Raw genomic sequence first — 24,773 nt, 5'->3', positions numbered from 1 at the left:
GACCGCTCAGACCCGCACGTAGGCGAGGTCCGTCACGCTCCGCCCTGCGCGAAGCCCCTTGGCCTCGAAGGTCGTGAGGACGCGGCCGTCGAAGCGTTCGACGACGCCGTCGGACCCGTCGACGAGCGGCACGAGGTCAGTCCGCCCGCGCAGCACCTCGCGCACGTGGTCGGCGTACGGCTCCCAGTCGGTCGCGAGCCGCCACACTCCGCCGGGCCGCAGCACGCGCGCGACCTCGCCCGCGAACGACGGCTGCACGAGCCGGCGCTTGTGATGGCGCGTCTTGTGCCACGGGTCGGGGAAGAACACCCACACCTCGTCGACGGACGCGGGGGCGAGCGCGGTCGCGAAGAGCTCGGGCGCGTTGACCTGCGCGAGGCGCAGGTTCGTCACGCCCTCGCGGTCACCCGCGAGGACCGCCTGCGCGATCCCGGGCAGGTAGACCTCGAGCGCGAGGACGTCGCGCGTGGGATCCGCCGCCGCAGCGGCCACCGCGTTCTCGCCCATCCCCGACCCGACCTCGACGACGAGCGGGGCCCTCCGCCCGAAGACCGCCGGCACGTCGAGACGGCACGCCGGGTCGACCGACGTGCGGGCAACATCTCGCGGGACGTCGAGGATGACGCGCGCGCCAGAGCGCTCGAGCGCCTTCGCCTGACCGTCCGTCAGACGTCCGGACCGGCGGACGAACGACACCGGATGGGCACGGAACGTCCCGTGCTGCGTCGTGGCACGCTCCGCGTCGGCGGCCGCGGTGCCGTCGTCGACCTCAGGACCGTCGGCCGGCGCGTCGGCTGCGGCGTCGTCGTCAGCGGTGTCGGTCGCGCTGGCCAGGGGACCGTCGAGAACGTCGGGAACGAGGGCGTCGGGAACGTCGGGCGTCGTGCTCATGGTGCCTCCCAGCCTAGGCGAGGCCGCGCACGCCCCGGACCCCGCACGTCCCGGACGCGCGCGAGCGCGCCGCCCCCGGAGGGGCGACGCGCTCGCGACAGGCGGCTTCCAGCGCTCAGAGCGCCTTGACGATGTCCTCGACGCGCTCCTTGGCGTCGCCGAAGAGCATCGTCGTGTTGTCTTTGAAAAAGAGCGGATTCTGGACACCCGCGTAGCCGACGGCCATCGAGCGCTTGAAGACGACGACCTTCTCCGCGTTCCACACCTGGAGCACCGGCATGCCCGCGATGGGCGAGCCCGGGTCGTCCTCCGCGGCCGGGTTGACCGTGTCGTTCGCCCCGATGACGAGGACGACGTCCGTGCGCGGCAGCTTCTCGTTGACCTCCTCGAGCTCCTCGACGATGTCGTACGGAACCTTCGCCTCGGCGAGCAGCACGTTCATGTGGCCCGGCAGGCGCCCCGCGACGGGGTGCACGCCGAAGCGGACGTCGACGCCCTTCGCCCGCAGCTTCGAGGTGAGCTCGGCGACCGGGTACTGCGCCTTGGCGACCGCCATGCCGTAGCCAGGCGTGATGAGCACGCTCTTGGCGCCCTTGAGGAGCTGTGCGACGTCGTCGGCGCTCGTCTCGTGGTGCTCGCCCTCGACGACGGCGCCCTGGGGGGTGCCGCCCTCGGTCGCGCCGAAGCCGCCGAGGATCACCGAGATGAACGACCGGTTCATGGCCTTGCACATGATGTACGAGAGGATCGCACCGGAGGAGCCGACGAGCGCACCGGTGATGATGAGCAGGTCGTTGCCGAGCATGAAGCCCGCGGCGGCCGCAGCCCAGCCCGAGTACGAGTTGAGCATCGAGACGACGACGGGCATGTCGCCGCCGCCGATCGCGACGACGAGGTGCCAGCCGACCGCGAGCGCGATGACCGTCATGATCGCGAGCGGCCAGATCGACGGCGCCGCGATGAACCAGCCCATGAGGCCGAGCGAGACGAGGATCGCGCCGAGGTTGAGCAGGTTGCGGCCCGGCAGCGTGAGCGGCGAGGACTTCATGCGCGCCGAGAGCTTGCCGAACGCGACGAGCGAACCGGTGAGCGTGATCGCACCGATGAACACGCCGAGGAACACCTCGACGAGGTGCACGGCGCCGCCGTGGGAGTCGGTGAGGAAGGAGTTGAAGCCGACGAGGACGGCTGCAAGACCGACGAACGAGTGCAGCAGCGCGATCATCTCAGGCATCTGCGTCATCTCGACCTTGCGGGCCTGCCACGTGCCGACGAGCGCACCGACGCCGAGCGCGAGCGCGATGAGCGCGGCCGTGACGGCCGCGTTCCGCTCGGACTCGATGAGCGCGAGCGTCACGGTCGCGACGAGCGCGAGCGCCATGCCGACCTTGCCCGCGAGGTTGCCCCCGCGCGCCGTCTCCTGCTTGGAGAGGCCCGCGAGCGAGAGGACGAAGAGGATGCCGGCGACGAGGTAGACGCCATAGACGAGCTGGGTGAGAGTCTCCACGGCTCAGGCCTCCTTCTGGAACATGGCGAGCATGCGGCTCGCGACCGAGAACCCGCCGAAGATGTTGATCGAGGCGAACGTCGCGGCGACGACCGCGAGGATCGTCACGACGAGGTTGTCCGAGCCGATCTGCAGCAGCGAGCCGACGAGGATGATGCCGCTGATGGCGTTCGTCTGCGCCATGAGCGGGGTGTGCAGCGAGTGCGTGACGCCCGTGACGACGTAGAAGCCGACGACGACGGCGAGCGCGAACACCGTGAGGTGCGAGGCGAACGTCGCGGTCGAGAACGCGACGGCCGCGACGACGAGCGCCGCGGTGATCGCGCCGCCGACGAGCGCGCCGTTGCCCTTCTTCTTCGGTGCTGCCACGGGGGCCGGCGCTGCCGGAGCGGCCTCGACCGGCGCCGCAGGTGCCGGTGCGGGAGCCGCAGACACCTGGACGGGCGGCGGCGGCCAGAGGATCTCCCCCGCCTGCGTCACCGTGATGCCGCGCTGGACGACGTCGGCGAGGTCGAGGACGAGCTCGCCGTCCTTGCCGGGCGTCAGCAGCTTCATGAGGTTGACGATGTTCGTGCCGTAGAGCTGCGACGTGTGCTTGGGCATGCGGCCCGGCAGGTCCGTGTAACCGATGATCGTCACACCGTTGTCGGTGACGATCTTCTCCCCCGGGACCGTGAGCTCGCAGTTGCCGCCGCCCGACGCAGCAAGGTCGACGACGACCGAGCCGGGCTTCATCGCGGCGACCATCTCCGCCGTGATCGTGATGGGCGCCTTGCCGCGGATGAGGGCCGTCGAGACGACGACGTCGGCCGCGGCGGACTCCGCCGCGTACACGGCCGCGGTCGCGGCCTCCTGGTCCGCCGTGAGCTCCTTGGCGTAGCCGTCGGCGCTCTCCTGCGACTCGGCCGCGACGCGCACGAACGTCGCACCCATCGACTCGATCTGCTCCGCGACGTCCGCGCGCACGTCGTACGCCCGCACCTCCGCGCCGAGCGACCCGGCAGCGCCGAGCGCCGCAAGACCCGCGACACCCGCACCGATGACGAAGACGCGGGCCGGCGGCGTCGAACCCGCCGCGGTGACCTGACCACCGAACATGCCGGCGTAGGACTCCGCGGCCTCGATGATGCCGCGGTAGCCCGAGACGTTCGACATCGTCGAGAGGACGTCGAGCGCCTGCGCGCGCGAGATGCGCGGCACCGACATGAGGTTGAGTGCCGTGAGGCCGCGCGCACGGAGCGCCTCGACGAGCTCAGGGGTGTCGTCGGGGGCGAGGCGCGCGACGAGCGTCGCACCCTCGGACAGCCGCTCGACGTCACCGTCGCCGGGGCCGTCGACCGTGATGACGACGTCGGCGCCCCAGGCGGCGGCCGTGTCGACGACGGTCGCGCCCGCGGCCGTGTAGAGGGCGTCGGGGATGCTCGCACCGTTGCCGGCGCCCTCCTCGACGACGACCTCGTAGCCCAGGTCGACGAGCTTGCCGACGGTCTGCGGCGTCGCCGCGACCAGCCTCTGCTCGGGTGCGGACTCCTTGGGGACTCCGATACGCACGTAATACTCCGCTCGATGGGTCCGCGCCCGACGCGGCCCCACGGGCCGGTGCCGGACCGCGGACGGTGACGACGAACGCGTCCACCTCGTCCACGCTGGTCAGCAGGACGGGAAGGACCCTGGCCGCTCCCCCCGGTCGGAGGCTTGCGACACCCCCATGGATATCAGCGGAACGGCCGTGCATATCGGGACCTCGGACCCCTCGCCGCAGGATTCCGCGCCTGCGCGACCGCAGACAGAACAGGTGAGTCCCGAGGGGTGGACGCGAGGGTCGCGGGGCGGCCGTGCCGGGTCGACGAGCGGCCGGCGCCGCGCTCAGTTCGCGCCGAGCCGCAGGCGCTCGCCCAGGCCGTCGAGGAGGCAGCGCGGATCGTCCGCAAGACCGCGGCGCAGGATGCCTGACGCTCGGCGCCTCCGGCCGCTACGCTTCGCACATGCCACGAATCGCTAATCCCGAACCTGTCAGCGCGGCGGCACTCATCGTGTGGTCGATCGTCCTCTCCCCCCTCGGCGGGGGGCTCGTGCTGGCAGCGATGAAGGCCGAGGCGGCACGAGGGGAGTACAGCGAGCCACCCATGGCGCTGTGGATGCTCGGCATCACCGCCGGCATCGCCGGCACCGTGACCCTCTGCATGGGCGTCTACCGGCTCGTCCGCAAGATCGAAGGTGCAGCGCGAGCGATCACGGAGCGCACGCACGAGCGCCCGACGACGCCCCAGCCTCGGCGATCCTGAGCGGAGGCCGTCGGCCCGCACCGCCTCCCTCGTCCAGCGACACCCAGGGGAAAAGGCGAGGCCCGGAACCGTGGTTCCGGGCCTCGTGCGGTGCGCCATCAGGGACTCGAACCCCGAACCCGCTGATTATGAGCCGGAGGGCGAGGACGCGGAGGTCATCGAGCTCACCGCGCACCGCCGCGCGACGCGCGACACCGAGGGCGACCTGGAAGAGGCCGCGTGAGCACCGTGGACGAGCGCCTCGCATGCCGCCCCCTCACGGTACGCGGAGTCCGCCAGATCCTCACCCGCGCCCACGTCGACCAGAGCGCGCTCACGCTCGAGGCCGTCGAGACCGAGTCGCTCATCCCCGGCCGCGAAGGCATCATCCGCGGCGTGCGGATCTCGGGACCGCGCGAGGCCAGACGCGCGACGACCGCTCCGCTGATGAACGCCGGCCTCACGTGCGGCCCGCACCCCGAGGCGACCACCTGGACCCGGATGCACTACTGATGGGCGGCGCTGCCCACAGCGACGTCGCACACCTCGACGTCCACAGATCGGCCGGGGGTCCCACCCGCGCCGGGGGCGAGGTCGTGTACCTCTCAGGAGGTATGACCTGGACTCCCCACATCGCCCGCTGGACCCTTTCGATGCGCGCCGCCGGCCTCAGTGCCGAGACGATCAAGTTGCGCGTCTACCACCTCGAGCGCGCGGCCCGCGAGGTCGCCGTGCCGATCGCCGAGGTCACCGACCAGGACCTTGAGGCGTGGCTCGGCTCGCAAGACTGGGGTCGCGCGACGCTGCGCAGCTTCCGGTCGAGCCTAAGGCGGTTCTTCGCCTGGGCCCAGCGCGCCGGCATCATCGCCGTCGACCCGGCGCACGAGCTGCCCGCTCCGCGCCCCGTCCTGCCGCGCCCTCATCCGACGCCCGAGATCATCTGGCGCGAGGCCCTCGCCCGCGCCGACGACGACGAGCGGCTCATGATCCGCCTCGCCGCCGAGGTCGGCCTAAGACGCGGTGAGGTCGCCCGCGTCCACGAGCGCGACGTCGTCGAGGACCTCGTCGGCCACTCCCTCATCGTGCACGGCAAGGGCGACAAGGAGAGGATCGTCCCGCTCTCCGACTCGCTCGCCTGCGCCGTACTGCGCCACATCCGCGAGCGCGGCCGAGGCGGGTCGAGGTGGCTGCTCCCGGGGCAGGTCGACGGGCACATGTCGGCGCGGTGGGTCGGGAAGCGCGTGTCGCGGCTGCTGCCGGAGGGATGGTCGATGCACTCGCTGCGGCATCGCTTCGGGACGGCGGCCTACGCGGTCGATGGTGACCTGCTCGCGGTGCAGCAGCTGCTCGGGCACGCGTCACCAGCGACGACCCAGGTCTACGTGCAGGTGCCGGACACGGCGCGGCGGCGTCTCGTCGAGGCCGTCGCCGCCTGATCGGGATCCGCTACCGTGCTGGGATGAGTAGATTCCGTGCACTTGCCCTGGTCCCTGCGCTCGCCCTCGCGGTGGGTCTCGTCGGCTGCTCGAGCGAGCCCGACCCGGCGCCACCCGCGGCCGCGACGACGACGTCGGCCGAGGTCGACCGCACCGCCGACGTGAAGAGGGCAGCGGGCGACGCCGTGACACGCGCCGTCGAGAGCGAGCCGGGCCGCTTCGAGGTCGAGACGACGATCGTCGACCCGCGGGGCGGGGAGGGCAGTGACGAGGCTAAGGCCGCGCTCGCGATCTGCGCGGCCGTCGTCGACCTCGGCGCCACCTACGTCCGAGTGCTCGAGAAGGACGGGACGACGTTCGTCATCTACGCGCCCGCCCAGTACGGCGAGGAGTGCGCCGAGTCCTGAGCCCCGACGCGACGAAGCGCCCCCACCCTCATCGAGGGTGGGGGCGCTTCGTGTGCGCGGGGGCGCGTCAGTCGATGACGACCTCGTCGACGTCGTCGTCCGGGTCGGGAGCGTCCTCGGGCCGGATGGGCGCGAGTGCCTCGACCTCGCGCACGTCGACGATGAGCGCGGCCTCGCCGCTCGTCAGGGTCGTGACGACGTGCGCGCCGTCGGGCGTCTGTCCGAGCTCGACGGGCTGGGTGTAGCCGGGCGTGCGCGCAGAGCCGAGCGCGAGGCGAACGAGCCCGTCAGGCACGAGCTGCTCGACGCGCCGCCACAGCCAGTACCAGAGCGCCAGGACGAGCACGACGACGAACGTCACCACGAGCTCGGAGCGCAGGAGGGCCGCGAGCGCGGTGCCGACGTCGCCGGGCAGGTGGGGGCTGATGATGCGCAGGAGGGTGGTGACGAGTGCGGCCCAGAGGCCGGGGACGGCGGTGCGCAGGAGGGCGACGGCGCGGTCGGAGAGCGCGGTGCGCTCGTCGAGGTCGGTGGTGGTCATCGTGTCGGGTCCTCTCAGGCGGGGCGGGTGTCGGTGACGACGTCGAGGTCGACGAGGGTGACGCCGGCGGTCGTCGCGAAGAGCTGCAGGCGCAGCCGGCGCTCGCGCTTGCCGGCGATGAGGGCGAGGACGCCCTTGGCGGCGACCTGGCCGAAGCTGTCGCCGCCGGTGCCGATGATCTCGGTGAGCGGGAGTCGGTGGATGATCCTGGAGCTCTTGCCGGCGGCGTCGGTCTCGACGACAACGAAGCGGGCCTGGACCTCGGCGCCGCGAGCGAGGCCGTGCAGGCGCAGGGAGGCGAGGGCGTCGAAGTGGCCGGCATCCGTCGATGCGGAGGTGTTGCCGGCGTCGTCGATCGGCGCGGTCCTCCACTGCCCCTTGGGCAGGGTTACGTTCCTCGTGCGGTGCTTCGTGGTGCGGATCATGTCGTCCTCGTCTCGGGTCGGCAGGGGGGTGTGCTCGAAGTGCCAGGGCTCGTAGGTGTCCGCGCGCTTGGCCCAGGCAGGGTTGTGCCAGCCGAAGCGGGCGCCGTGCTGGTGGAACCACGCGCGGGCGGGCTCGGGGATGTCGAGGGCGGTGCCGCGCTCGTGCAGGGACGTGCCCGGTACCGCGACCGTGCCCTCGGCCGAGATGCGCACGTAGCGCACTCCCCGCCACACGCGCACGTCGCCGTAGGGTCCGACGTCGCGCTTGCTCGCCGCGGGCCGGTAGCGCGCGAGGAACGTCGCGATCTGCTCAGCCGGGTCGCGGGTCGCGGAAGTGATGCCCGGCGGCGCGCCGAGCTCGAGCGCGCGGAGGTAGTCGGACGCGGGCGCGGGCGCGAGTCGCCGATCGCGTGCGACCTCGACGAGTGCGGTCATGGGTGCCTCCTCGGACACGACGACGACCCCGGCCGCAGGGCGCGCGGCGGGGGTCGAGGGTGGGTGGGTCAGTGGCGGGGGGTGCGCAGCGGGCAAGTGTCGACGTGGCTCGCGAGCGCGGCGGTGATGAGTTCTGGGACTCGACGCTCGAAGTGGGCGGAGAGTTCCGCCAGCGCGCGCTTGCGCTCTGCGACGGCGTCCGCGAGGGCGCGGGCGTGTCGTGACTGGTAGCGGTCGAGGGTGTCGTCCGTTGCGTCGTCGGCGTCGCGCAGGTCGGAGGTCTGGCGCTCGAGGCGCTTCATGCGGCGCTCGAGTCCACGTTGCGCCTCGGCGACGGCGAGAACCTGGTCGTGCGTCTGCCGGGAGAGGTCGAGCTGCGCGTCCTGCTGCACGCGCAGGTTGGGGAACTCGGCCTCGGCGTGGCCGTTCGTCGTCTGCTGGTCGATGCGGCGGACCTTGACGTACAGGGGCAGGCCAACGGTGATGAGCGCGACGAGCGTGACCCCCGCCTGCTTGATGAGCTCGAGCCAGATCATGCGCGGTGGTCCTTCCGCTGGGGCTGCGGGGTCATCGGAGAAAGATTGCGATCGCGTCGATGTTCGCTCGGTTCATGGACTGGGCTGCCCACGTGGTTCCGGAGGAGTTGTACCCCCAGGCGTCGATCGAGATGGTGCCGCCCGAGAGTCCCGTGAGCAGGCGCGTGGCGTGCGCCGTGCAGTTTCCCCACTTGCCGGGCTCTGCCTGTGCGATCGAGGTGTTCGGGGTGACGGTGCCGATGCGCGCGCCGAGATAGAAGTTCTGGGTGTTGGTCATCGGATTGATGGCGCCGCCGGTTGCTATCGCCATGACCAGTGCCTGTGAGTAGTTGGCGGGTACCGGGAGCAGGAGGTTGTGCAGGGACCCGGCAGCGCTGGGGATGGCGATGTTGGCGATGCCGCTGCCGCCTCGGCCGAACGTTGCGGGGCTCGTGAGCGCGTCGTTTCCGATGATTCCGGAGGGCAAGGCGAGGGTGCCGGTGACCTCGAGGTTGCCGCCGATCGTCGTGTCTCCTGAGAAGTCGGCCGAGCCCGTCACGCCGAGGCTCCCGCCGACCTCCGTGTCACCCGTGAACATCGCCGAGCCCGTCACGCCGAGGCTCCCGCCGATCTCCGTGTCACCGGTGAATACAGCCGAGCCCGAGACGAGGAGGTTCCCTCCCACCTCGAGCTGCCCCGGGGCGACGCCGAGGCCCGCCTGCCGGAGCGGAGACCCCTTGACGACCTCGGCGACGATCCCCTCGAGGCGGCGCAGTCGGTCGATGAGCGCGTCTACGCCGTTCGTCGACGAGGCCGGGTACTGCTGCGCCGACGGAGGCGCCCACGAGCTGCTCATCAGACCCTCGCTTCCATCATCGGCGCGTGCGTGTGCTGGACCGGGCCGTCGATACCGCCCGAGACCTCGAGGATCCGCGTCCGGTAGAACCCCTCGGGGAGCAGCGCGGCCAGATACGGGTGATCGTCAGGCAGCCAGACCCGTGCCCAATCGCCCGGGCGGTACTCCCCCAGCAGCGGGGCCACGTCCGCGAGCGCGGTGAACGCCCACGTCATCCACGGGCGCGCGGTGCGGGCGAGGAGCGCGGTCGCGTGGGCGGCGAGCGTCGAGAGCTGCTCGACGGAGGAGAAGGCGCCCTCTGCCTCGAGCAGCGGGTAGCCGACGTCGGTGCGCGAGAGGTCGTCCTGCATGGCCATGAGGAGCGCGGTCTCCTGGCCGGAGCCGGTCGCCCAGGCGCGCATGGCGAGGGTCTGGGCGTCGCGGCCTACGGAGAGCTGTGTGACGCCCGAACGGACGGCGCGCGCGTCCCACACCCAGTCGTCGCCGGCCTGGTGGAGCAGCGGGTCGGACGTCGTGCCGGCGCGCATGACCCACTCGACCGAGAGCCCGTCAGCGGTGAGGCGCGGCTCGAACGCAATGTCCGGCCCGCCGCTGACGGCGCGGAGCTGCTCGATGCGGTCGCGGACCCATGCGAGCTCGTAGCCGTAGTAGGTGCGCGTCGCGGATCCTGCCTCGTCGGGCGGCAGGACGAGCGGGAGCGCGCCGCCGACGTGCGCCATGGACATCTGGACGAGGCGCTTGGCGATCGTCGCGAGCGACGCCGTGTACGTGTAGGACTGCTCCTGCGGTACGTCGCCGGGGAGCAGCGCCTGGATGACCTTGCGGTGGTCGAAGATCGACTCGAGGCCGGCGGCGCGCACGGTGAGGGTGCGCTTGGCGGCGTCGTAGGCGTGGGACCAGATCGGCCCGGCCTCGAGCACGCGACCGCCGACGACGGCGGCGAGGTAGCAGCGCGTCGGGTCGAGGGCCTGGACCAGGCCGATCCGCGAGCGCACGTCGGCGGCGCCGAGCGGGATCGTCGCCTCGATGTCGCCGGGCGCGTTGTGGCGCATCTGCCACGAGGTGCCAGAGACGGGAACCTCGGTGAGGATCCGCCCTGTGCGGAGCTCGCCGCAGAGGATCGTGACGGTCATCGAGATCCCTTCTCGCATACATCGGGGCCGTCCTCCTGCTGGGACGACAGTCGGTGATGGGGCACCGCGATCTACCTCGACGGCATCGCCTACACCGTGTGAGTCAGGTGGCGGGGACGTAAGTGACGCCGTCGATCGAGACGTAGTTCCCGGCCGTGAAGCTCATCGGGGCGTTGAGATTGCGCAGGGTGCAGTCGCCGTTCAGCGCGACGACGAGTTCGAGGTCCCCGACCTGCGAGGTCACACGCTGGATCTGCTGCGCGGACGGCGGGTGCGGCGTCTTCCCGAGCGCTACGCCGGTCACGCCCGCGGCGAGGGTGTAGGACTGACCGGTCGGGATCGTCGCGACGCCACGCAGCGCGACCAGCGGCCCGGTGTGCGCCGAGCGCAGCGACCCGATGCCGAACGCGGGCGAGGACCCGGTCAGCGGCTCCTCGCCGTACCCGACAGTCCGCCGCCAACGGCCAGACAGGCGGACATAGACACCATTCTCGGTCGTCGCCCAGGCGGTGAGACCGTCCGGTGCGGAGGGGTACAGAACGTCGAGCGAGGCCACTGTTGGCGCCGTGACCTGGCTGCCACGCAGCCCCGATCGAGTCGCCGTAGAGGCAATTGAGACCGACGCGTGCGACGTCGAGGTTGCCCCCGCCGCGACCGTAACCCGCGCGAGCTCGAACACTCCCGTGGGCAGCGTCGGCGCGACGGGCGAGGCGGCCGCGGTGCCCTCCGTGACACCGAGGGCGATCTCGCTCGTCGGGTCTCCCGCGTCGACGTCGGAGTGCTTGACCCACACCAGGTCGATGCGCGATCCGGATGCCGGGGCCGGGGACGTCGTCACGGTCGCCGCGGCGTCGTTGCCGGCGAGCACCGCGCCGTCGGCGGCTGACCGCGAGAGGACGACGTACCCGGCCGAGACCGAGTACGCCCACGAGCCCGTGCCCGAGACCGCCAGCCCCGAGAGGACGCCTGCACGCGCGCCGACCGCGCCCGCGGGCAGGAACAGGCCTGCGAGCGACTTGCGTGCCTCGACAGGGCTCGTGCCGCGCGTCGCGTCCTTGCGGACGAACAGGCCTCGGAAGAACGTCATGGGTGGCTCCTCACCAGTAGGTCGGGGCGAACGCCGCCGTCAGGGTCGCTGGGGTGCTCGCGCCGATCGGCGCGAAGTAGATCTCGATCGACTTCCCCGCGGGCACGGAGAACCACTCGCGTCGCACGAGCTGCCCGCCACGGTCGGCGACGTCATCGAGCGTCGCCGTGCCGCTGGCAGGGTTGATCTCGACGTGCGACCCTGCGGGCACCGCGCCCACGTAGCGGATCGTGCGCCCTGTGTCGACGCAGATGATCTCGAAGCCGCCTGCCGGGGTCGGACCCTCGATGCGGAACTGCGGCCAGGCCGGCGCCGTACCCGGGTTCGTCAGCGTCATGCGTCCGGTGACAGACGGTGCCCCGAAGTCGAGGTAGCCGACGTCCTCACCCGCTCCGTCCGAGAACAGGTCGAACTCGAGCCCGCCCGCGAGCGCGGCGAAGGTCGTGGTCGCGGTGCTCGCGGGGCCGTACAGGAACGGGTCGGGCGCCGTGAGCTGAACATCGACGAGCACGACGCCCGCCTCGTAGCGGTCGTCGACCGCCACGCGTCGACGGCGCACCTTGACGTCGGCGCGACGCATGCCAAGCATCGGCAGGTGGTACCAGAACGGGACCGTCTCGGCCGTCTCCGAGGGCGCGAGCGCCACCTCGAGGTCCGCGAGCGCGGAGGCAAGGCTGACGCCGAGGTCGGGCTCGTCGGCGGCCTCGAGCGTGAAGGCGATCGTGCGGGGCTGGGCGTAGTCGATCATCGAGAACGCGCCGTGGCCGGCGGGCCGGTCGATGTCGGCATCTCTGAGCCCAGAGGTCTCGTCGAAGCCGTCGAGCTTGCCCTCCCACTCGTAGGCCGTCCCCGGCCCGAGGACGACGCCGCGGATCTGCGCCTGCCACGGGTCGAGCGCCGGGGTCTCGACGGCGGCGAGCAGTCGAGTCGTCATCGGCGGCCAACCTTCCAGAGCAGCTCGTCCGCGAGCGCGGATGCGCTGGCGTCCCCTGCGTAGTAGTTCTCGATGACGAGCGCCGCGCGACCGTTGCTGGACGCGGGAGCGTTGAGCATCGCGTCGAGCTTGGACAGCGGGAGGACCGCCTCAGGCTCGGATCCCTCACCGACGACGGCGAGCGTGGCTGACGTGACCACGCCGCCCGAAGCGAGCAGCGGGATCTTCGGGATGGACCAGCCCTTGCCGCCGACGCCTGGGACCCAGTCGGGGACCTGGAAGCTGATCTTGCCGACGGAGCCGTTCCACCAGCCGGCGACGGCGTTGAACGCGCCCTTGAACGGTGCGCCGATCGCGGACTGGACGGTGCTGAGCGCCGAGGTGAACCGGCCGGGGATCTTCTTGAAGAAGCCGATGATCGAGTCCCAGTTGCTCGTGATGATGCCGATGGGCGTCCACTTGAAGATCCCCTTGATGAGGTTCCACGCGCCGTTGAGGACGGTTCTGACCGCGTTGCCGCCGCGGGAGAACGCGCCCTTGATGCCGTCCCAGTGGCCGATGATGAGGCCCACGGGCGTCCACTTGAAGATCCCCTTGATGAGGTTCCATGCGCCGGAGAGGATGTTCCGGACGCCGGTGGAGCCCGTCGAGAAGATCCCCTTGAGCGTCGACCATGTGGTGTTCCACATCGGCATGACGGTGCCCTTCCACCAGTCGGTGACCGAGGAGATCGCGGTCTTGATGCCGGACCACGCTGCGTCGATGACCTTCTTGCCGGTCTCGGTCTGGGTGAAGAACCACACGAGGGCGCCCACGAGCGCGCCGATCGCGACGACGACGATGCCAATCGGGTTCGCGGTGAGGGCTGCGTTCCACAGCCATTGCGCGGCAGTGGCCGCGCCGGAGGCGACCTTGGCCGCGCCTGTGGCGACGTTCGAGGCGACAGTCGAGATCGTCGCCTTCGTCTGAGCGAGAGAGAAGTTCTGCAGGGCGACGATGCCGAGGCCGACCGTCGTGGCGAGCTGCATGGCCTGGCCGCCGAAGGCGGTCGTCGCTGCGACGACGGTGCCCATCGGACCGGGGAGTCCGATGAGGTCCTGCTTCCACCCCTCGAAGCCACGGCGCATCTCCTCGACGCGCGACTTCGGGTTGCCCGAGAGCGTCGAGGCCATCTTCTCCGCGGCGCCAGCGGTGTCTCCGAGCCCCTCCTCCGCACCCTCGAGGGCCTCGAGGAACGCGGGGATGTTGTCGACGCCGATGTCCTCGATGGGGGTGCCGAAGAGCGCGATCGCCGTGGCTGCCTGGTCGGAGGGGTCCTCCATCGCGAGCAGGCCCTTGACGATGTCGTCGAACGTCTTGCGTGCGGTCTTGCCGCCCGCGAGGAGGTTGTTCTCCGCGTCCTGCCAGAAGTCGTCACCGAGCGCGCTAGCGAGTGCCATGCGCGAGGACTTGGAGCCGTCGGTCGCCCGGATCGTGAATTCCTTGATCGAGTCGCCGGTCTTGTCGAGCGCGACGGAGCTGATGCCAGCGGTCTTCGCGAGCAGCCCGAGCGCCTCGTCCCCAGAGAGACCGAGGTTCTTGAAGTTCGTCGAGTACTCCGTCATCGCGTCGATCGCCTCACCGCGCATCGAGGTGGGGATCTTCTGCAGCGACGCGGTGATGAGGTCGAACGCTCCGGTGGCGTCGTTGGCAAGGCCGTTCTTGATGAGGATGCCCGCGGCCGTCGTCGACTCGGCGACGTCGACGCCCATCGCGTCTGCGAGCGCCATCGCCTTCCCGGTCACCGCCTCGATGTCGGCGCTCGACGCGGTGCGCATGCCCTTGATGTTGCCGATTACGGACTCAACGCCGGCCGCGGCGTCTTCCATGGACTCGCCCCACGCGTCGCGGTACACGCCCGACGCTGCCTCACCCCAGGCCTTGGACTCCTCGACCGTCGCCCCGAGAGATGCGGAGAGCTTGTCCGTGATCGACTCCGCGTCGATGTTGGCCTGGATCGCCTCACCGATCTCCTTGCCGGCGAACGCGGCCGCGGCAGCCGCGGCGGCCTTGCCAGCGTTGGCCTTGAAGGTGTTCCACGCCTTGGAGGAGTTGTCCTCGCCGATGATGTTGACGACGAAGTCCTTGACGTTGGCCACGGGTGCTCCTTCGGGTCAGCGTGCGCGACGACGTCGCGGGGAGTGGGTGTTCGTGCGCGTGCCGCGCTCGGACGTGCGGCGCTCGGCGCGCACCTGGTCGACGGTGAGCGCGATCGCGAACCACGTCTTCATGTCGAGGTCGAGGACCGCTTGCGGCGTCATGCCGCGAAAGACCGTCAGGACGTCGAGGATCCGTCGATCGACCTGCTCGTCGACCCATCGCTCGGAGCGGCATAGGGCGAGGACGCGGGGGTCGACGGTCGAGCCTCGTGCGCGGCGTCGGCGTCGACGGGCAGGGAAGCCGTCGACGCTGCCGTAGGGCCCGCCTCGTCGTCCTGAGCCACCTCGCCGCGGACGCCCGGGTCGCCCGGCTCGGGAATCACGGTGGGCATCGTGCGATCGAGGATCTCGTCGAACGTGAGGAACATCCCGCGGTTGCGCTCCGAGAGGTACTCGACAACCTTCGTGAGGTACGCCTGGTTCTTGGGGTCCTCCCCCATCGCGTAGAACTCGTCGATGCCCTTGCCCGTCTCGGTCTGCAGCGCGATGACGTCGCGCCCACGGGCCGTGTTGAGGTTGACGGCACGGAACTCAGTGCCGTCGTCGAGTCGGAGCTTCATCCGTTGGACTCCTTGGTCATCTCGGTGATCGCGGCCGCGAGCGCGGCGTCGATCTTCTTCATGGCTGCGTCGCGCCCGGTGATCGCGGGGCCCCAGAAGTAGGGCTGGCCGAGCTGGTCGACGTAGGTGCCCGTGGAGAACACCTGGTGGCGGAAGCGTCGGGACTGCCAGGCCTGGACGGGTGCGGATCCTGAGGCGCTGCGGGTCGTGCGGACGGCGACGCCCTGGCGTGTCTTTCCGGTCACGACGCGGGTCTTGAGCCCCGCGGCGATCGCCTTGCGCATGCCGCGCTTGCGGTCGCGTGCGGTGCGCTGACGCTCCTCGTAGACGTTGACGGTGCGCCGGTAGGGTGCGCGGCCGTTCTTGGGGACGACGATGCGGGTCTTGGTGCCGGTGACGGCGACCGATCCGGGCAGCGGGCCGGAGAGGATCTTGGTCTGCTCGGCGATGATGTCGGCGCCGACCTGGCGCAGTTCCTTGCGCAGCTCACGGGCGAGCTTCGGGGAGAACGCCTTGGCGGCGTCGAGCACCTCACGCAGGTTGCCCGTGTCGAGCTCGAAGTCGAGCGAGGCCGCGGCGGACGCGGCCTCGCTCGACGCCTTCTTGGCCACGTCAGAGCGCGGTGTCGAGGGACCGGTAGACGGCGTAGACGGGCTCGGGGTCGGAACCCTGCAGGCCGGTCCAGTCGTGCGAGACGGTGATGACGTCACCGCCGTTGCCGGTGGGCAGGTCGCCGTCGAGGTAGATCGTCGGGACGGAGATCTGCAGGAGCGGGTACTCCCCCGTCGCGATCTCTGCCGGGCCCTGGAACTCGAGGATCATCGAGAGCTCGGCCTGGTCTCGGTACGCGTCGACGAAGTCACGGCCCGTGTACTCGACCTCGAAGGATCCCGAGACCGCGTCGTCGCGGCCGCCCCCGTAGGCGGCGGGCCGCGAGCGCCGGCCGCCGTTGCCGAGGTTCCATCCGTTGTCGTCGAGGCCGTTGTCGAGGGCGACGGATGCGGAGCGGACGGTGGCGAGCGCGGTGCCGGCGGAGGCGGGCGCCGTCGCGGTGGGCGCGGTGAACGCCGTGCCGCCGACGTAGATGCCGCCGGCGACGAACGTGAAGAGGTCGAACTCGTCGGGGTAGGACGGCGCGGCGTAGGTCTCCTCGAGCGTGAGCTCACGTGCGACCCAGCCGGAGGTCAGCGTGACGATCGCGTCGGCAGCTGCCTCGAGCGAGAGCGAGCCACACTGCGCGCCGAGGTAGGTGTAGGCGTCGGTGGTCATCGAGCCCAGGCGCGGGATGCCCTGCTGCACGGTGTAGGACGGGCCGAAGTCGTGCTTGGAGAGGGTGTGCACCTGCTGGTAGACGCCCGAGCCGACGGACGTCTCGGTGCTCGTCGAGGTGCCGAAGAACGCCTCGAGGATGTAGCCGAGCCCGCGGGTCGTGGCGTCGAGCGTGATCTCGCCCTCGCTGACGCGCTTGACGATCGCGCGGCGGCTCGCGCGCGCCACGCGCTTGCCCGGGCGCATGCCCGTGCCCTGGGCCGTCTCGACGGCCTCCTTGAGGGTTGCGTCTGCCTCGAGGAAGCGCGTCGGAACGGCGTAGGTGCCGTAGGTCGTCTCCTTGGCGAGACCGACCGTGTAGTCGCTCTGGATGCTCACCGTGCTGCTCCGTCCTGGGTGTCAGCGCCGCCGGCGCCGGTCGTGTCGGTCTGTGCCCCGTCGGCGGCCTCGTGCGCGGCGGAGACGGGCTTCCAGTCGGCCTGCCCCTTGAGGTGACGGGCCTGGGCTCGGGTGAGCTCGATGACCTCGCCGGGTGCGACGACGCGGCCGAGGAGCGGCAGGTCGAGCGCCCCCAGCGGGGAGACGTTGATGAACTTCGGCATGGCTCCTACCTCGTGACGATGATCTGGGCGGCGTAGGTGACGGCGATCTCGCAGACGCGCCCCTGGCCTGCGTCCTCCTCGGTCGTCGCGCCGTCGGAGGCGACGTCGTCGGAGAGGACCCAGAGGACGGCGCCGTCGAGCGTCGGGTCCTCGCGGAGGTGCTCGTCAATCGCGGCGAGGATCGCGTAGGCGCGGTCGTGCACGACCTGCTCGTCGTCGGTCACCCGGAACGAGAGGACGGAGAGGTCCTGGTAGACGGTCATCTGCCGGCGCCGGTTCGGGGAGACGGTGCCGTCGCCCGGGGTCGTGCGCGTCGAGGTAACCGCGACGATGTCCCACAGGTGCGGCGGCGGCCAGACGAAGCCGAACGCGACCTCGACGCCGTCCGGGTCGGCCGCGAGCGCGGAGATCACCGCAGCGTGCACGGCCGTCTTGACGGCCGCGGTTGCGGCTCCGATCGACGGGTACATGCCGACACCGGTGGTCATGCGAACGCCCCCGTCAGCGCGTAGGGACGGATCATCTCCGAGACCCGGCGCGGCAGCGCGAACCCCTGCTGGACGTCGACGTCGGGGTTGTCCCCGCCGGTGATGCGGACGTTGCCGGGCAGCTTCGGGGAGACGGCCTCCTGGCGGGCGAGGAACGCTCCGAGCGCGCGGCCCGCAAGCTTGACCTCCCACGGCGCAGAGTCGGCGTCACGGGCCGTGGCCGTGATGACGACCGTGCCCCGGACGTCGTCGAGGTAGACGACGTCGTGCGCCGTCTCGACGGTGATCGGCGAGCCGTCGACCGTCACGGAGTCGACAGACGCGACGGGCCACGGCAGGACGACCGCGCGCGTCGACTCGCGGACGGTCACCGTGTGGGTGAGCACCTGCCCGGACCAGGGCCCGACGCGCTGCTCGATCATCGAGACGGCCGCGAGCGCGATCGACGGAAGGTCGATGTCAGGGTGCGTGGTGTCGGCCCAGCGGGTCGCGGCGCGAATGTCGGCCTCGGTCGTCGGCCAGCCGAGGGTGGTTGCCATGGTCAGCCCTGGGCGTCGGCGGCAGCGGCCGAGGCACGGCCGCTGCGGCGTGTGCGAGCCGGGGTGGGCTCGTCGGACGGCGCGGTCTCGTCCGTCGAGCCAAGGGGCTCGTCGTCGGCCTCGTCGTCGGTCCTGCCGGCGGTCTCGGTGCCGTCGCCCTCGTCGTCGGCCCCGCCGGCGGTCTCGGTGCCGTCGCCCTCGTCGTCGACGTCGAAGCCGTGGGCGCGGAGCGAGGCGCGCACGTCGTCGGCGCGGTCGTCGAGACCACGGCGCACGTAGCCGCGCAGCTCGGTCTCGAGCGCCTGGCGCAGCTCGGCGCGGTCCTGGGAAGCGGTGGCGCGGTCCTGTGCGGCGCCGCGGTGCGCGGTGGCCATGTCGGGCTCCTTCGTGCTGAGAGGTGGGGTGGGCGTCGGCCCGCACCTGCAAGCGCGGGTGCGGGCCGACGGGTAGGTCAGAAGGTCGGTGCGACGAGACCCGTGCCCGAGATCTTCTGGTGGACTGCCTTGGGCGTGCCCTGCGCGTCGACGACGCGGTTGAAGCACGCCGCGAAGTAGCCGTAGAGGACCAGGTCGATCCCGAGCTTCTTCGCCTGCGGCTGCTCGGCGCGGATGAAGAACGGCGCCGAGGGGTCCTCCCAGAGGTGCGCCTCGTGCTCGGCGACGACGACGACCACGTCCTCGTCGGTGCCGGTGCCGAGGTTGGCCGGGAGGTTGTTGTCCGTCACGACGCGGCCGCCGTTGGGGAGCAGACCGCGGGTGCCGGCCGGGTAGGCCGCGCCGTCGGTCGTGGCGAACGCCGGGCCGAAAGCGGAGTTCTGGACGAACGGCTTCTGGTCGGTGACCTCGCCGTTGAGCCACGCCCAGCGGCGACCACGCATGAGCGTGAAGAGGTCGTCCTCGTCGAGGTCCTGCAGGACGTCCTCGATGTTCGCGCTACCGCCGAGGATCTTGCGGTAGAGCTCAGCCGCCGTCGGCGCCGCGCTCGTGAAGGTGAGCGTGTTCGCGACCGCGAGCAGACCCCACGTCGGCGCGTTGATGAGGCGCGCGTCGAGGGCCGTGTCGTAGGACTTGAGGAGGTCCGCGAACACGATGTCCTCGGTCCCGAGCCCACGCTCGACGGCCTGGCGGGAGATCGTCTGCGAGCCCGCGTTGGTGCGGACGCTGACGGAGATGAGCTCGTCGTCGTAGTCCGTCTCGCTCACCGGGTCGAGCTCGGCGGCCTGCTCGGCCGCCGACGTGAGCGCCGTCTGCCGCGGGATGTAGACCGTCATGCCGGTGGCCGGCAGGTCGTGGTGACGGCACGAGTCGGCGAACTTGCGGCCCGGGCGCCCCTTCGGCGCGTAGAGGTCGATGAGGTACTGCGGCACGATCGTGCCCGGCGAGCCGGCCGCGGTGACCGCACGCGAGACGACCTCGCCGCGGTCGGCGCGCTCCTCGACCATGTGGCGCGAGAGACGCTCACCGGCGTCCCGGACGCCCATGTGGTCGAGGGCGACGTCGCGGAGGAACGCCAGGCCCTTTGGGTCCGACTCTCGCGAGTACGTGCGCGACTCCGCCACGCTGGCGTGCGCGCCGTCGCGCTCGGTCTCCTGGCCGCGAGCGCTGGGGGCGCCGATGGGCGTGACGCGCTGGGCGAGGCGGGCGAGTGCGTCGTCGGACGCCTTCTCCTCCTCGAGCGCGCGGAGCTCGGAGTCGAGGCCGCGGAGCTCGGAGTCGAGGGACTCCTTCTCGCTGCGCAGGTGCGTGACGCGGTCGGCGTCGGCGGCCGTGGGTTCGGCCTTCTCGCGCAGCGTGCCGAGCTCGATCGACGCGGCGTTGCGCGCGGTGATACGGGCGTTGATCTTCTCGCGCATCTGCGCGATGAGCTTCTCGAGGTCCATGACCTCACTCCTCTCGATGGTGCCCTCGCGGGCTGTGTGTGCGGGGCGCCGGTCGACGGGTCTCGGTCGGCCGTCCCAGGCCGTGGCGCGGGACGGGCTCGAGCGGAGCGTGCGAGCAGCAGTGGGCTCGGCTCAGCGGAGCGCGAGCAGCCGCTCGTCCTCGGACACGAGGCCGAGGTCGAGGCGGCGGGTCTGGGTGCGCGCGGTGCGCACGGATCCGGAGGTGTGCGGGTTCGCGCCGTAGCCGACGATCGCGACGTCACCGCGGTGGATGTCGTACTGCTCGATGCGGTACTCGGTGTAGTCCGGGGACCACTGGCCGCGCTCGATGCGGAACATGAAACTCATCTCGTCGATGAGCTCGGCGCGGATCTTCGGTGCGATGTACGCGACGTCGTGGTCGCGGGCGGCGAGCGTCGGCGCGTCGACGAGGAGGCCCGTCTCGTCCTCGGAGAGGGTGAGCGTGCCGTTCGTCGTGCGGGCGATGCGGCGCAGCGACTGGTGCTGCAGGACGAGCGGCACGTCGAGGTCGGTGCGGGCGAGCGAGAGCGCGCCTGCGCCGGCGGAGACGATCTCGGTGTAGGGCCCGTAGAAGTCCCACATCTCGTAGCCGCGCTCGTAGACCGAGGCGTACCCGGTGAAGTGCAGCGCGCTCTCGTCGGTGTCGTCGACGGCCCGCAGGGTCATGCGCACGCCGCTGACGCGCGCGGCCGCGCGGGCCGTGGGGTCCTGGGCGTTGCGTCGCTCACGGGGCCTGTCACCGCGCTGGGCGACGCCGGCGCCGCGAGCCGCCGCGGCCTGCTCGAGGATCTCGGGGTCCATCACTTCTCTCCCGTCGGTGCGGTCTGGGGGGTCGTCGTCGTGCGGCTGCCGAAGAGGCGGTCGAACTCGGAGTACTGCGCCTCGTCGAACGGTTCGAGGTCCTCGAGCACGCGCAGCTCGGACGGCGCGCGCAGACGCGCGTCGATCTGGACCTTGAAGAGCTCGGCGCGCGACTTGGCGTCCATCGCGAGGACGGCGTCGCGGTTGAGCTTCGCGAACCGCGGGGCGGGCAGGATGCGCGTGGAGATCGCGTCCTCGCGGCGCTTGACCGCGCCGCCGAGGTTCATGACGAGGAGCTGGAGGTTGCGCTGGGTGATGTTCGCGTAGGTCACCGACCCGGTGCTCGACTGCACGTCGACCATGTCCGCCGGCACGCCGAAGAACCGCGTGAGCGCGACGTCGGTGTACTCCATCTGCTGGATGAAGCCGGACTCCGAGGCCTTCGCCGCGAGCGCGGAGTACTCCCAGTCCTTGCCCGAGACGAACACCTCGCCGTTGGCGACGGACGCCTGGAACTGCTCCTTGATCGCTGTGGCCTTCGCGGCGTTCGGGATCTCCATCGCGGTGTTCTTGAGGTGCGCGCTGGGGACGGCGCCGTTGGCGAACCAGTCGGTCGCGAAGGTCTGGGCGCCGCTCGCGCCGAGGATCGAGAGGGCTGCGTGCGCGATCGGGGAGAGCCCGAGGGGGAAGCCGCCGACGGTGTACTGCCGCTCGTGCCAGACGTGCCGCGTCTCGGTCTTCTCCCCCGCGATGCGGTAGGACACGATGCGGCCGTCCTTGATGCGGGCCGAGACGTCCTCGGCCGCTACGAGGTCGATCTGCGCGGGCTTGCCGAGCGCGTCGACTGCGCGCACGATGCCGAACGCGTTGCCGTGCGTGTCGAGGTCCATCTGCGAGGAGCCGAGCCACTCGGAGATCGTCATCGGCTGACCGTCCGCCCAGGCCGAGGGGACGGTGAGGATCGGCGGTGTGGGGACCTTGACGTTGATCGGCCCGGCCTTGCGGTAGACGTCGACGGGCATGAGCGAGACCAGGTCGGCGCGCAGGCGGCACGCTGCCCACACGACGGACTGCTGGCGGGCCTCGGTCGAGCGCACGGCGCGTCCGCGAGCGCGGGCGCGCGTGCCGATGCCGACGAGCTCGGTCGACGTCGAGGCGCGGCGGAACAGGCTCATCGGCGTCCCTTCCGGCGGCGAGGCTTGTCGATGACCCACGACAGGGCGAGGATCCCGGTGCCCGCGGCGCCGAGCGCGAGGGCGAGGCTGACGGGGGCAAGAGCGACCGCGATCGCTGCGACGATGAGCAGCGACCCAGCGAGGTCGAGCAGCGTCGTGAGTGTCACGGGGTCTCCTTGGCTGCGCCGATGACGGACGCGGCTGGGTCGTAGTCGGCCGGCGCTCGGGTGAGGAGGCCGTGGCGGGCGAGGGTGACGGCGTACAGGGCGGTGATGTCGTCGAGCGAGCGGGTCCGTCCGAAGCGGCGGGAGTCGCCCGAGGGGATCCAGCGGGCGGCCTTGACGGACTCGTAGATCTCGGGGTCGCCGCCGTGGCGGAGGTCGCCGGTCACGACGTCGTCGTAGATCCCACCGCACGCGACGTTGACCTCTCGGGTCGAGGCGAGCACGACGGTGAACCCCGCCTTCGTGAGCGCGGTCTCGTGCGTCGCTGCGGGCCCTGCGCCATCGATGACGACGAGGGTGCCCCCGAGGTCGGAGCGCAGGCGCTCGAGCACGGGGACGACCCATGCCGTGCCGTGATCGCGACGAGCGACCTCGACCCACGCGGCGGCCTCGGGCGAGCGCCCTGCCAGGCCGACGGACGACATGCTGCGGTCGGGCGAGGTGTCGACGGCGTAGACCGGCGCGCCGATCCAGTCGGGGGCGTCCGGGTCGTCGACCTTGCACGCGTCGAGCGAGGCCTCGGGGATCACCCAGGTCTCGCGAGAGGTGTCCTTCCACCAGCCGAGGTAGGGCCGGTAGAACTCCCACGGGTCGGCGTCGGCGGCCTCGAGCGCCGCGGCGAGCTTCTCCTCGGTCGTGAGCCAGCCAAGGCCGGGGTGGCAGCGCCACCAGGACTCGGGGTCGGTCGGGTCGGCGTCGCGCGGGAGCGCGTACTCGACGAACATCGTCCGCGAGCGCGTCGGGCCGAGGGGACCGTGCTGGGCGACGAGCGAGCCGAAGCGTGCGACCTCGGCCTTGCGCTTGCCTGCGAGGTAGGTCGACGTTGTGTCGCCGGCGGCCGATGCGATGAGCAGCTGTGACCCGGCGACGGTCTGCATCGCTGGTCGCATCGCCTGCTCGATCGCGGCGTCACGGTGGGCGAACGCCTCGTCGATCCCGCCCTTGTGCAGGGTCGGGCCGTGTCCCGACGTCGACTTGACGGCGCCGGTCTCCCAGCGGGAGCCGTTGCGGAAGCGGATGTGCTCGGCGCCGGTCTTGGCCCACCAGCCCGGCGTGCCGCGCCGCTTGGACCCGATGCGGTCATCGAGGAAGAGCCCGAGCGCGGAGTCGCGGATCGGCTCGTAGAAGTCGTGCTCGAGGCGGAGGAGGCCGTCCTGGCGGGTCTGCGCGGTGTACCGGATGAGCGCGCGCTTGCGGTACAGCGCGGTCTCAGTGAGGTCGGCGCGGACGAACGTTGTCTTGCCCGTCTGGCGCAGGCCGAGCAGCACGAGCGTGTCGTACCAGTACTCCCCCGTCGTCGGGTCGATCTCGCCCCACACGTCGCCGAGGTCTCGCTGCCACGGGATGAAGGGTGTGCCGAGCGCGCGGGCGACGCCGGCCTTGCGACGGCCGGTCGTCTCGCGGGTCGGGTGCCGAGGCGTGTGGAAGAGCGGGACGGCCTCGGGCCTAGTCCGAGTCACCGGCCATGTCCCGGAGCAGCTTCTCGGCGTCGTCCGCGATCGAGCCGCTCGAGGAGCCGAGGCTCACGCCGCGCAGCAGCTTGAGCTGCTCGACGAGGCGGAGCTCGATCGGGGAGATGAGGTCGAGCCGGTCGATCTTCGGCGCCTGGTCGAGGAGACGCGCGTTGAGCCGGGCGACGGCCGAGAGCGTGCGCTTCCACGGGGGCTCGCCCGTGAGCCCCTTGAGGTCGCGGCGCAGCGCGCGCTCGATGCGACCCGGGTCCGCGGACATGTCGAACGCCGGCACAGGTGCGAGCGGGTCGAGGTCGCGAGCCGTCTCCTCGACGACGTCCCGCTCGTCCGCGAGCGCGGCGGTCTCGCGGCGGCGGCGGTCGCGCCACGTGCGCATGTACTCGCGCTTGGCTCGGCGGCAGGTCTCGCACTTGCAGCCGCGGCGGTAGCCGGAGAGGCCGTGATTCGTGATGTCGAGCGTCGTCACCGCGGGGCTCCTTCCGGTCACCGTCTGTAGGGCGCCACCTGGGGCGATTCGGTAGGGAGAGAAAAATGGAGATGCGCGGGTCTCCGCGCAGTCGGTTTTCCAAAAATCGACGGTGACCTGGGGAAACGCTGATGCTCGGGTGGTCGTGTGCGTGTCAGTCGTCGTCGAGGATGCTCGACGAGCGTCGCCGTCGTGGCTGCGCGCTGAGCGCGGCGGTGCGGACGCGGGAGCCGCGGGACCGCTCGGCCTGCGTGCGGGCCTGGGCGCGGCGCGCGTTGGACTTGCGGACGTTGCACGTGAGGTGTGCGGGCACGAGGTTGGCAGGGTCCTCGGGGTCGCCGCCCTCCCACATCTCGACGACGTGGTCGAGGCTGGGGCCGAGCGGGTGCCGGGGTCGCAGCCCGAAGAGGATCTCGCGGGTCGGTGCGTAGCAGACCGCGACCTCGCAGTAGGACCCGGGCGGGCAGAGCTGGGCGACGAGCATGCGCCAGGCGTGGCCGGATCTGCCGCGCATCGTGCACCTCCTGGGTGCGGGCGCGGACGGCCCGTCCTCCGTCCGCGCCCGGTCCCCTGCCCGGGGTATGTGCCACCACAGCACGAAGGCCCGGGTCCCTTGCGGGGCCGGGCCTTGGAGCCACTACGACTCAC

32 protein-coding genes are annotated in these 24,773 nt (G+C 71.3%); 6 read left to right on the top strand and 26 right to left on the bottom strand.

Annotation, left to right across the window (positions count from 1 at the left end; all coding sequences use genetic code 11):
• Positions 1–6: 6 nt before the first annotated feature.
• The 3 genes from trmB to G7063_RS05400 all read right to left on the bottom strand — a co-directional run bounded on the left by trmB (position 7) and on the right by G7063_RS05400 (position 3,949).
• Positions 7–891 (bottom strand): tRNA (guanosine(46)-N7)-methyltransferase TrmB, encoded by an 885-nt coding sequence (gene trmB / locus G7063_RS05410; protein ID WP_206188213.1) that lies wholly within the window; start codon positions 889–891, stop codon positions 7–9.
• Between the two features lie 115 nt (positions 892–1,006).
• Complete coding sequence (pntB, locus tag G7063_RS05405; protein ID WP_166413489.1) at positions 1,007–2,398, bottom strand: Re/Si-specific NAD(P)(+) transhydrogenase subunit beta; 1,392 nt, start codon at positions 2,396–2,398, stop codon at positions 1,007–1,009.
• 3 nt (positions 2,399–2,401) lie between these two features.
• Positions 2,402–3,949, bottom strand: a complete 1,548-nt coding sequence (locus tag G7063_RS05400) for a Re/Si-specific NAD(P)(+) transhydrogenase subunit alpha (protein WP_166413488.1) — start codon at positions 3,947–3,949, stop codon at positions 2,402–2,404.
• Between the two features lie 258 nt (positions 3,950–4,207).
• Here G7063_RS05400 and G7063_RS05395 point away from each other — a divergent pair, with 258 nt between their 5' ends.
• The 6 genes from G7063_RS05395 (at position 4,208) to G7063_RS05370 (ending at position 6,505) form a co-directional block, all read left to right on the top strand.
• Positions 4,208–4,351 (top strand): hypothetical protein, encoded by a 144-nt coding sequence (locus tag G7063_RS05395; protein ID WP_166413487.1) that lies wholly within the window; start codon positions 4,208–4,210, stop codon positions 4,349–4,351.
• Positions 4,352–4,383: 32 nt separating this feature from the next.
• Positions 4,384–4,683, top strand: a complete 300-nt coding sequence (locus G7063_RS05390; RefSeq protein WP_166413486.1) for a hypothetical protein — start codon at positions 4,384–4,386, stop codon at positions 4,681–4,683.
• 70 nt (positions 4,684–4,753) lie between these two features.
• Positions 4,754–4,906, top strand: coding sequence for a hypothetical protein (locus G7063_RS05385; protein WP_166413485.1), 153 nt, complete (start codon positions 4,754–4,756; stop codon positions 4,904–4,906).
• Complete coding sequence (locus tag G7063_RS05380; protein ID WP_166413484.1) at positions 4,903–5,175, top strand: hypothetical protein; 273 nt, start codon at positions 4,903–4,905, stop codon at positions 5,173–5,175. Before G7063_RS05385 ends, G7063_RS05380 begins: the two co-directional genes overlap by 4 nt.
• Before the next feature lie 101 nt (positions 5,176–5,276).
• Entirely contained in the window at positions 5,277–6,098 is an 822-nt protein-coding gene (locus G7063_RS05375; RefSeq protein WP_166413483.1) for a tyrosine-type recombinase/integrase, read from the top strand.
• A gap of 23 nt (positions 6,099–6,121) precedes the next feature.
• Positions 6,122–6,505, top strand: coding sequence for a hypothetical protein (locus tag G7063_RS05370; RefSeq protein WP_166413482.1), 384 nt, complete (start codon positions 6,122–6,124; stop codon positions 6,503–6,505).
• A 67-nt stretch (positions 6,506–6,572) separates the two neighbouring features.
• Here G7063_RS05370 and G7063_RS05365 read toward each other — a convergent pair whose 3' ends face one another.
• The 23 genes from G7063_RS05365 to G7063_RS05255 all read right to left on the bottom strand — a co-directional run bounded on the left by G7063_RS05365 (position 6,573) and on the right by G7063_RS05255 (position 24,639).
• Positions 6,573–7,046 carry a hypothetical protein gene (locus G7063_RS05365; protein ID WP_166413481.1) on the bottom strand — a complete coding sequence of 158 codons (474 nt, stop codon included), beginning with the start codon at positions 7,044–7,046 and terminating at the stop codon, positions 6,573–6,575.
• Positions 7,047–7,060: 14 nt separating this feature from the next.
• The gene (locus G7063_RS05360) at positions 7,061–7,906 is read right to left on the bottom strand and encodes a M15 family metallopeptidase (protein WP_166413480.1); all 846 of its coding nucleotides are present in this window, start codon (positions 7,904–7,906) and stop codon (positions 7,061–7,063) included.
• 68 nt (positions 7,907–7,974) lie between these two features.
• The gene (locus G7063_RS05355) at positions 7,975–8,442 is read right to left on the bottom strand and encodes a hypothetical protein (protein WP_166413479.1); all 468 of its coding nucleotides are present in this window, start codon (positions 8,440–8,442) and stop codon (positions 7,975–7,977) included.
• Between the two features lie 31 nt (positions 8,443–8,473).
• Entirely contained in the window at positions 8,474–9,277 is an 804-nt protein-coding gene (locus G7063_RS05350) for a hypothetical protein (RefSeq protein WP_166413478.1), read from the bottom strand.
• Positions 9,277–10,410, bottom strand: coding sequence for a hypothetical protein (locus tag G7063_RS05345; RefSeq protein ID WP_166413477.1), 1,134 nt, complete (start codon positions 10,408–10,410; stop codon positions 9,277–9,279). Before G7063_RS05345 ends, G7063_RS05350 begins: the two co-directional genes overlap by 1 nt.
• 103 nt (positions 10,411–10,513) lie before the next feature.
• Complete coding sequence (locus G7063_RS05340) at positions 10,514–11,497, bottom strand: hypothetical protein (protein ID WP_166413476.1); 984 nt, start codon at positions 11,495–11,497, stop codon at positions 10,514–10,516.
• 10 nt (positions 11,498–11,507) lie between these two features.
• Positions 11,508–12,431, bottom strand: a complete 924-nt coding sequence (locus G7063_RS05335) for a phage tail domain-containing protein (protein ID WP_166413475.1) — start codon at positions 12,429–12,431, stop codon at positions 11,508–11,510.
• A complete protein-coding gene (locus tag G7063_RS05330) occupies positions 12,428–14,569 on the bottom strand; it encodes a phage tail tape measure protein (protein WP_166413474.1) in 2,142 nt (713 codons plus the stop codon). The genes G7063_RS05335 and G7063_RS05330 overlap by 4 nt, the downstream gene beginning before the upstream one ends.
• Before the next feature lie 15 nt (positions 14,570–14,584).
• Entirely contained in the window at positions 14,585–14,731 is a 147-nt protein-coding gene (locus G7063_RS05325; protein ID WP_166413473.1) for a hypothetical protein, read from the bottom strand.
• A 14-nt stretch (positions 14,732–14,745) separates the two neighbouring features.
• On the bottom strand, positions 14,746–15,189 hold the full coding sequence (locus G7063_RS05320; protein ID WP_166413472.1) for a hypothetical protein: 444 nt from the start codon (positions 15,187–15,189) through the stop codon (positions 14,746–14,748).
• Positions 15,186–15,800: a hypothetical protein gene (locus tag G7063_RS05315; protein WP_166413471.1), complete on the bottom strand. Its 615-nt coding sequence runs from the start codon at positions 15,798–15,800 to the stop codon at positions 15,186–15,188. The genes G7063_RS05320 and G7063_RS05315 overlap by 4 nt, the downstream gene beginning before the upstream one ends.
• Before the next feature lies 1 nt (position 15,801).
• Complete coding sequence (locus tag G7063_RS05310) at positions 15,802–16,836, bottom strand: phage tail tube protein (protein WP_166413470.1); 1,035 nt, start codon at positions 16,834–16,836, stop codon at positions 15,802–15,804.
• On the bottom strand, positions 16,833–17,060 hold the full coding sequence (locus G7063_RS05305; RefSeq protein ID WP_166413469.1) for a hypothetical protein: 228 nt from the start codon (positions 17,058–17,060) through the stop codon (positions 16,833–16,835). Before G7063_RS05305 ends, G7063_RS05310 begins: the two co-directional genes overlap by 4 nt.
• Positions 17,061–17,065: 5 nt before the next feature.
• On the bottom strand, positions 17,066–17,548 hold the full coding sequence (locus G7063_RS05300; protein ID WP_166413468.1) for a hypothetical protein: 483 nt from the start codon (positions 17,546–17,548) through the stop codon (positions 17,066–17,068).
• Entirely contained in the window at positions 17,545–18,087 is a 543-nt protein-coding gene (locus G7063_RS05295; protein WP_166413467.1) for a hypothetical protein, read from the bottom strand. The genes G7063_RS05300 and G7063_RS05295 overlap by 4 nt, the downstream gene beginning before the upstream one ends.
• A gap of 2 nt (positions 18,088–18,089) precedes the next feature.
• On the bottom strand, positions 18,090–18,461 hold the full coding sequence (locus G7063_RS05290; protein ID WP_166413466.1) for a hypothetical protein: 372 nt from the start codon (positions 18,459–18,461) through the stop codon (positions 18,090–18,092).
• 77 nt (positions 18,462–18,538) lie between these two features.
• The gene (locus tag G7063_RS05285; protein WP_166413465.1) at positions 18,539–19,966 is read right to left on the bottom strand and encodes a hypothetical protein; all 1,428 of its coding nucleotides are present in this window, start codon (positions 19,964–19,966) and stop codon (positions 18,539–18,541) included.
• 132 nt (positions 19,967–20,098) lie between these two features.
• Positions 20,099–20,788: an HK97 family phage prohead protease gene (locus tag G7063_RS05280; protein WP_166413464.1), complete on the bottom strand. Its 690-nt coding sequence runs from the start codon at positions 20,786–20,788 to the stop codon at positions 20,099–20,101.
• The gene (locus G7063_RS05275) at positions 20,788–21,963 is read right to left on the bottom strand and encodes a phage portal protein (protein ID WP_166413463.1); all 1,176 of its coding nucleotides are present in this window, start codon (positions 21,961–21,963) and stop codon (positions 20,788–20,790) included. Before G7063_RS05275 ends, G7063_RS05280 begins: the two co-directional genes overlap by 1 nt.
• Entirely contained in the window at positions 21,960–22,130 is a 171-nt protein-coding gene (locus G7063_RS05270; RefSeq protein WP_166413462.1) for a hypothetical protein, read from the bottom strand. The genes G7063_RS05275 and G7063_RS05270 overlap by 4 nt, the downstream gene beginning before the upstream one ends.
• Positions 22,127–23,647, bottom strand: coding sequence for a hypothetical protein (locus tag G7063_RS05265; protein ID WP_166413461.1), 1,521 nt, complete (start codon positions 23,645–23,647; stop codon positions 22,127–22,129). Before G7063_RS05265 ends, G7063_RS05270 begins: the two co-directional genes overlap by 4 nt.
• On the bottom strand, positions 23,634–24,125 hold the full coding sequence (locus G7063_RS05260) for a hypothetical protein (RefSeq protein WP_166413460.1): 492 nt from the start codon (positions 24,123–24,125) through the stop codon (positions 23,634–23,636). Before G7063_RS05260 ends, G7063_RS05265 begins: the two co-directional genes overlap by 14 nt.
• A 154-nt stretch (positions 24,126–24,279) precedes the next feature.
• On the bottom strand, positions 24,280–24,639 hold the full coding sequence (locus G7063_RS05255; RefSeq protein WP_166413459.1) for an HNH endonuclease: 360 nt from the start codon (positions 24,637–24,639) through the stop codon (positions 24,280–24,282).
• Positions 24,640–24,773 lie beyond the last annotated feature (134 nt).

The organism is Sanguibacter sp. HDW7 (assembly GCF_011300875.1).
In the GTDB taxonomy this organism is placed as follows: Bacteria; Actinomycetota; Actinomycetes; order Actinomycetales; family Cellulomonadaceae; genus Flavimobilis.
The sequence above is the reverse complement of the archived record's forward strand: the minus strand, read 5'-3'. Positions and strand labels throughout refer to the sequence as shown.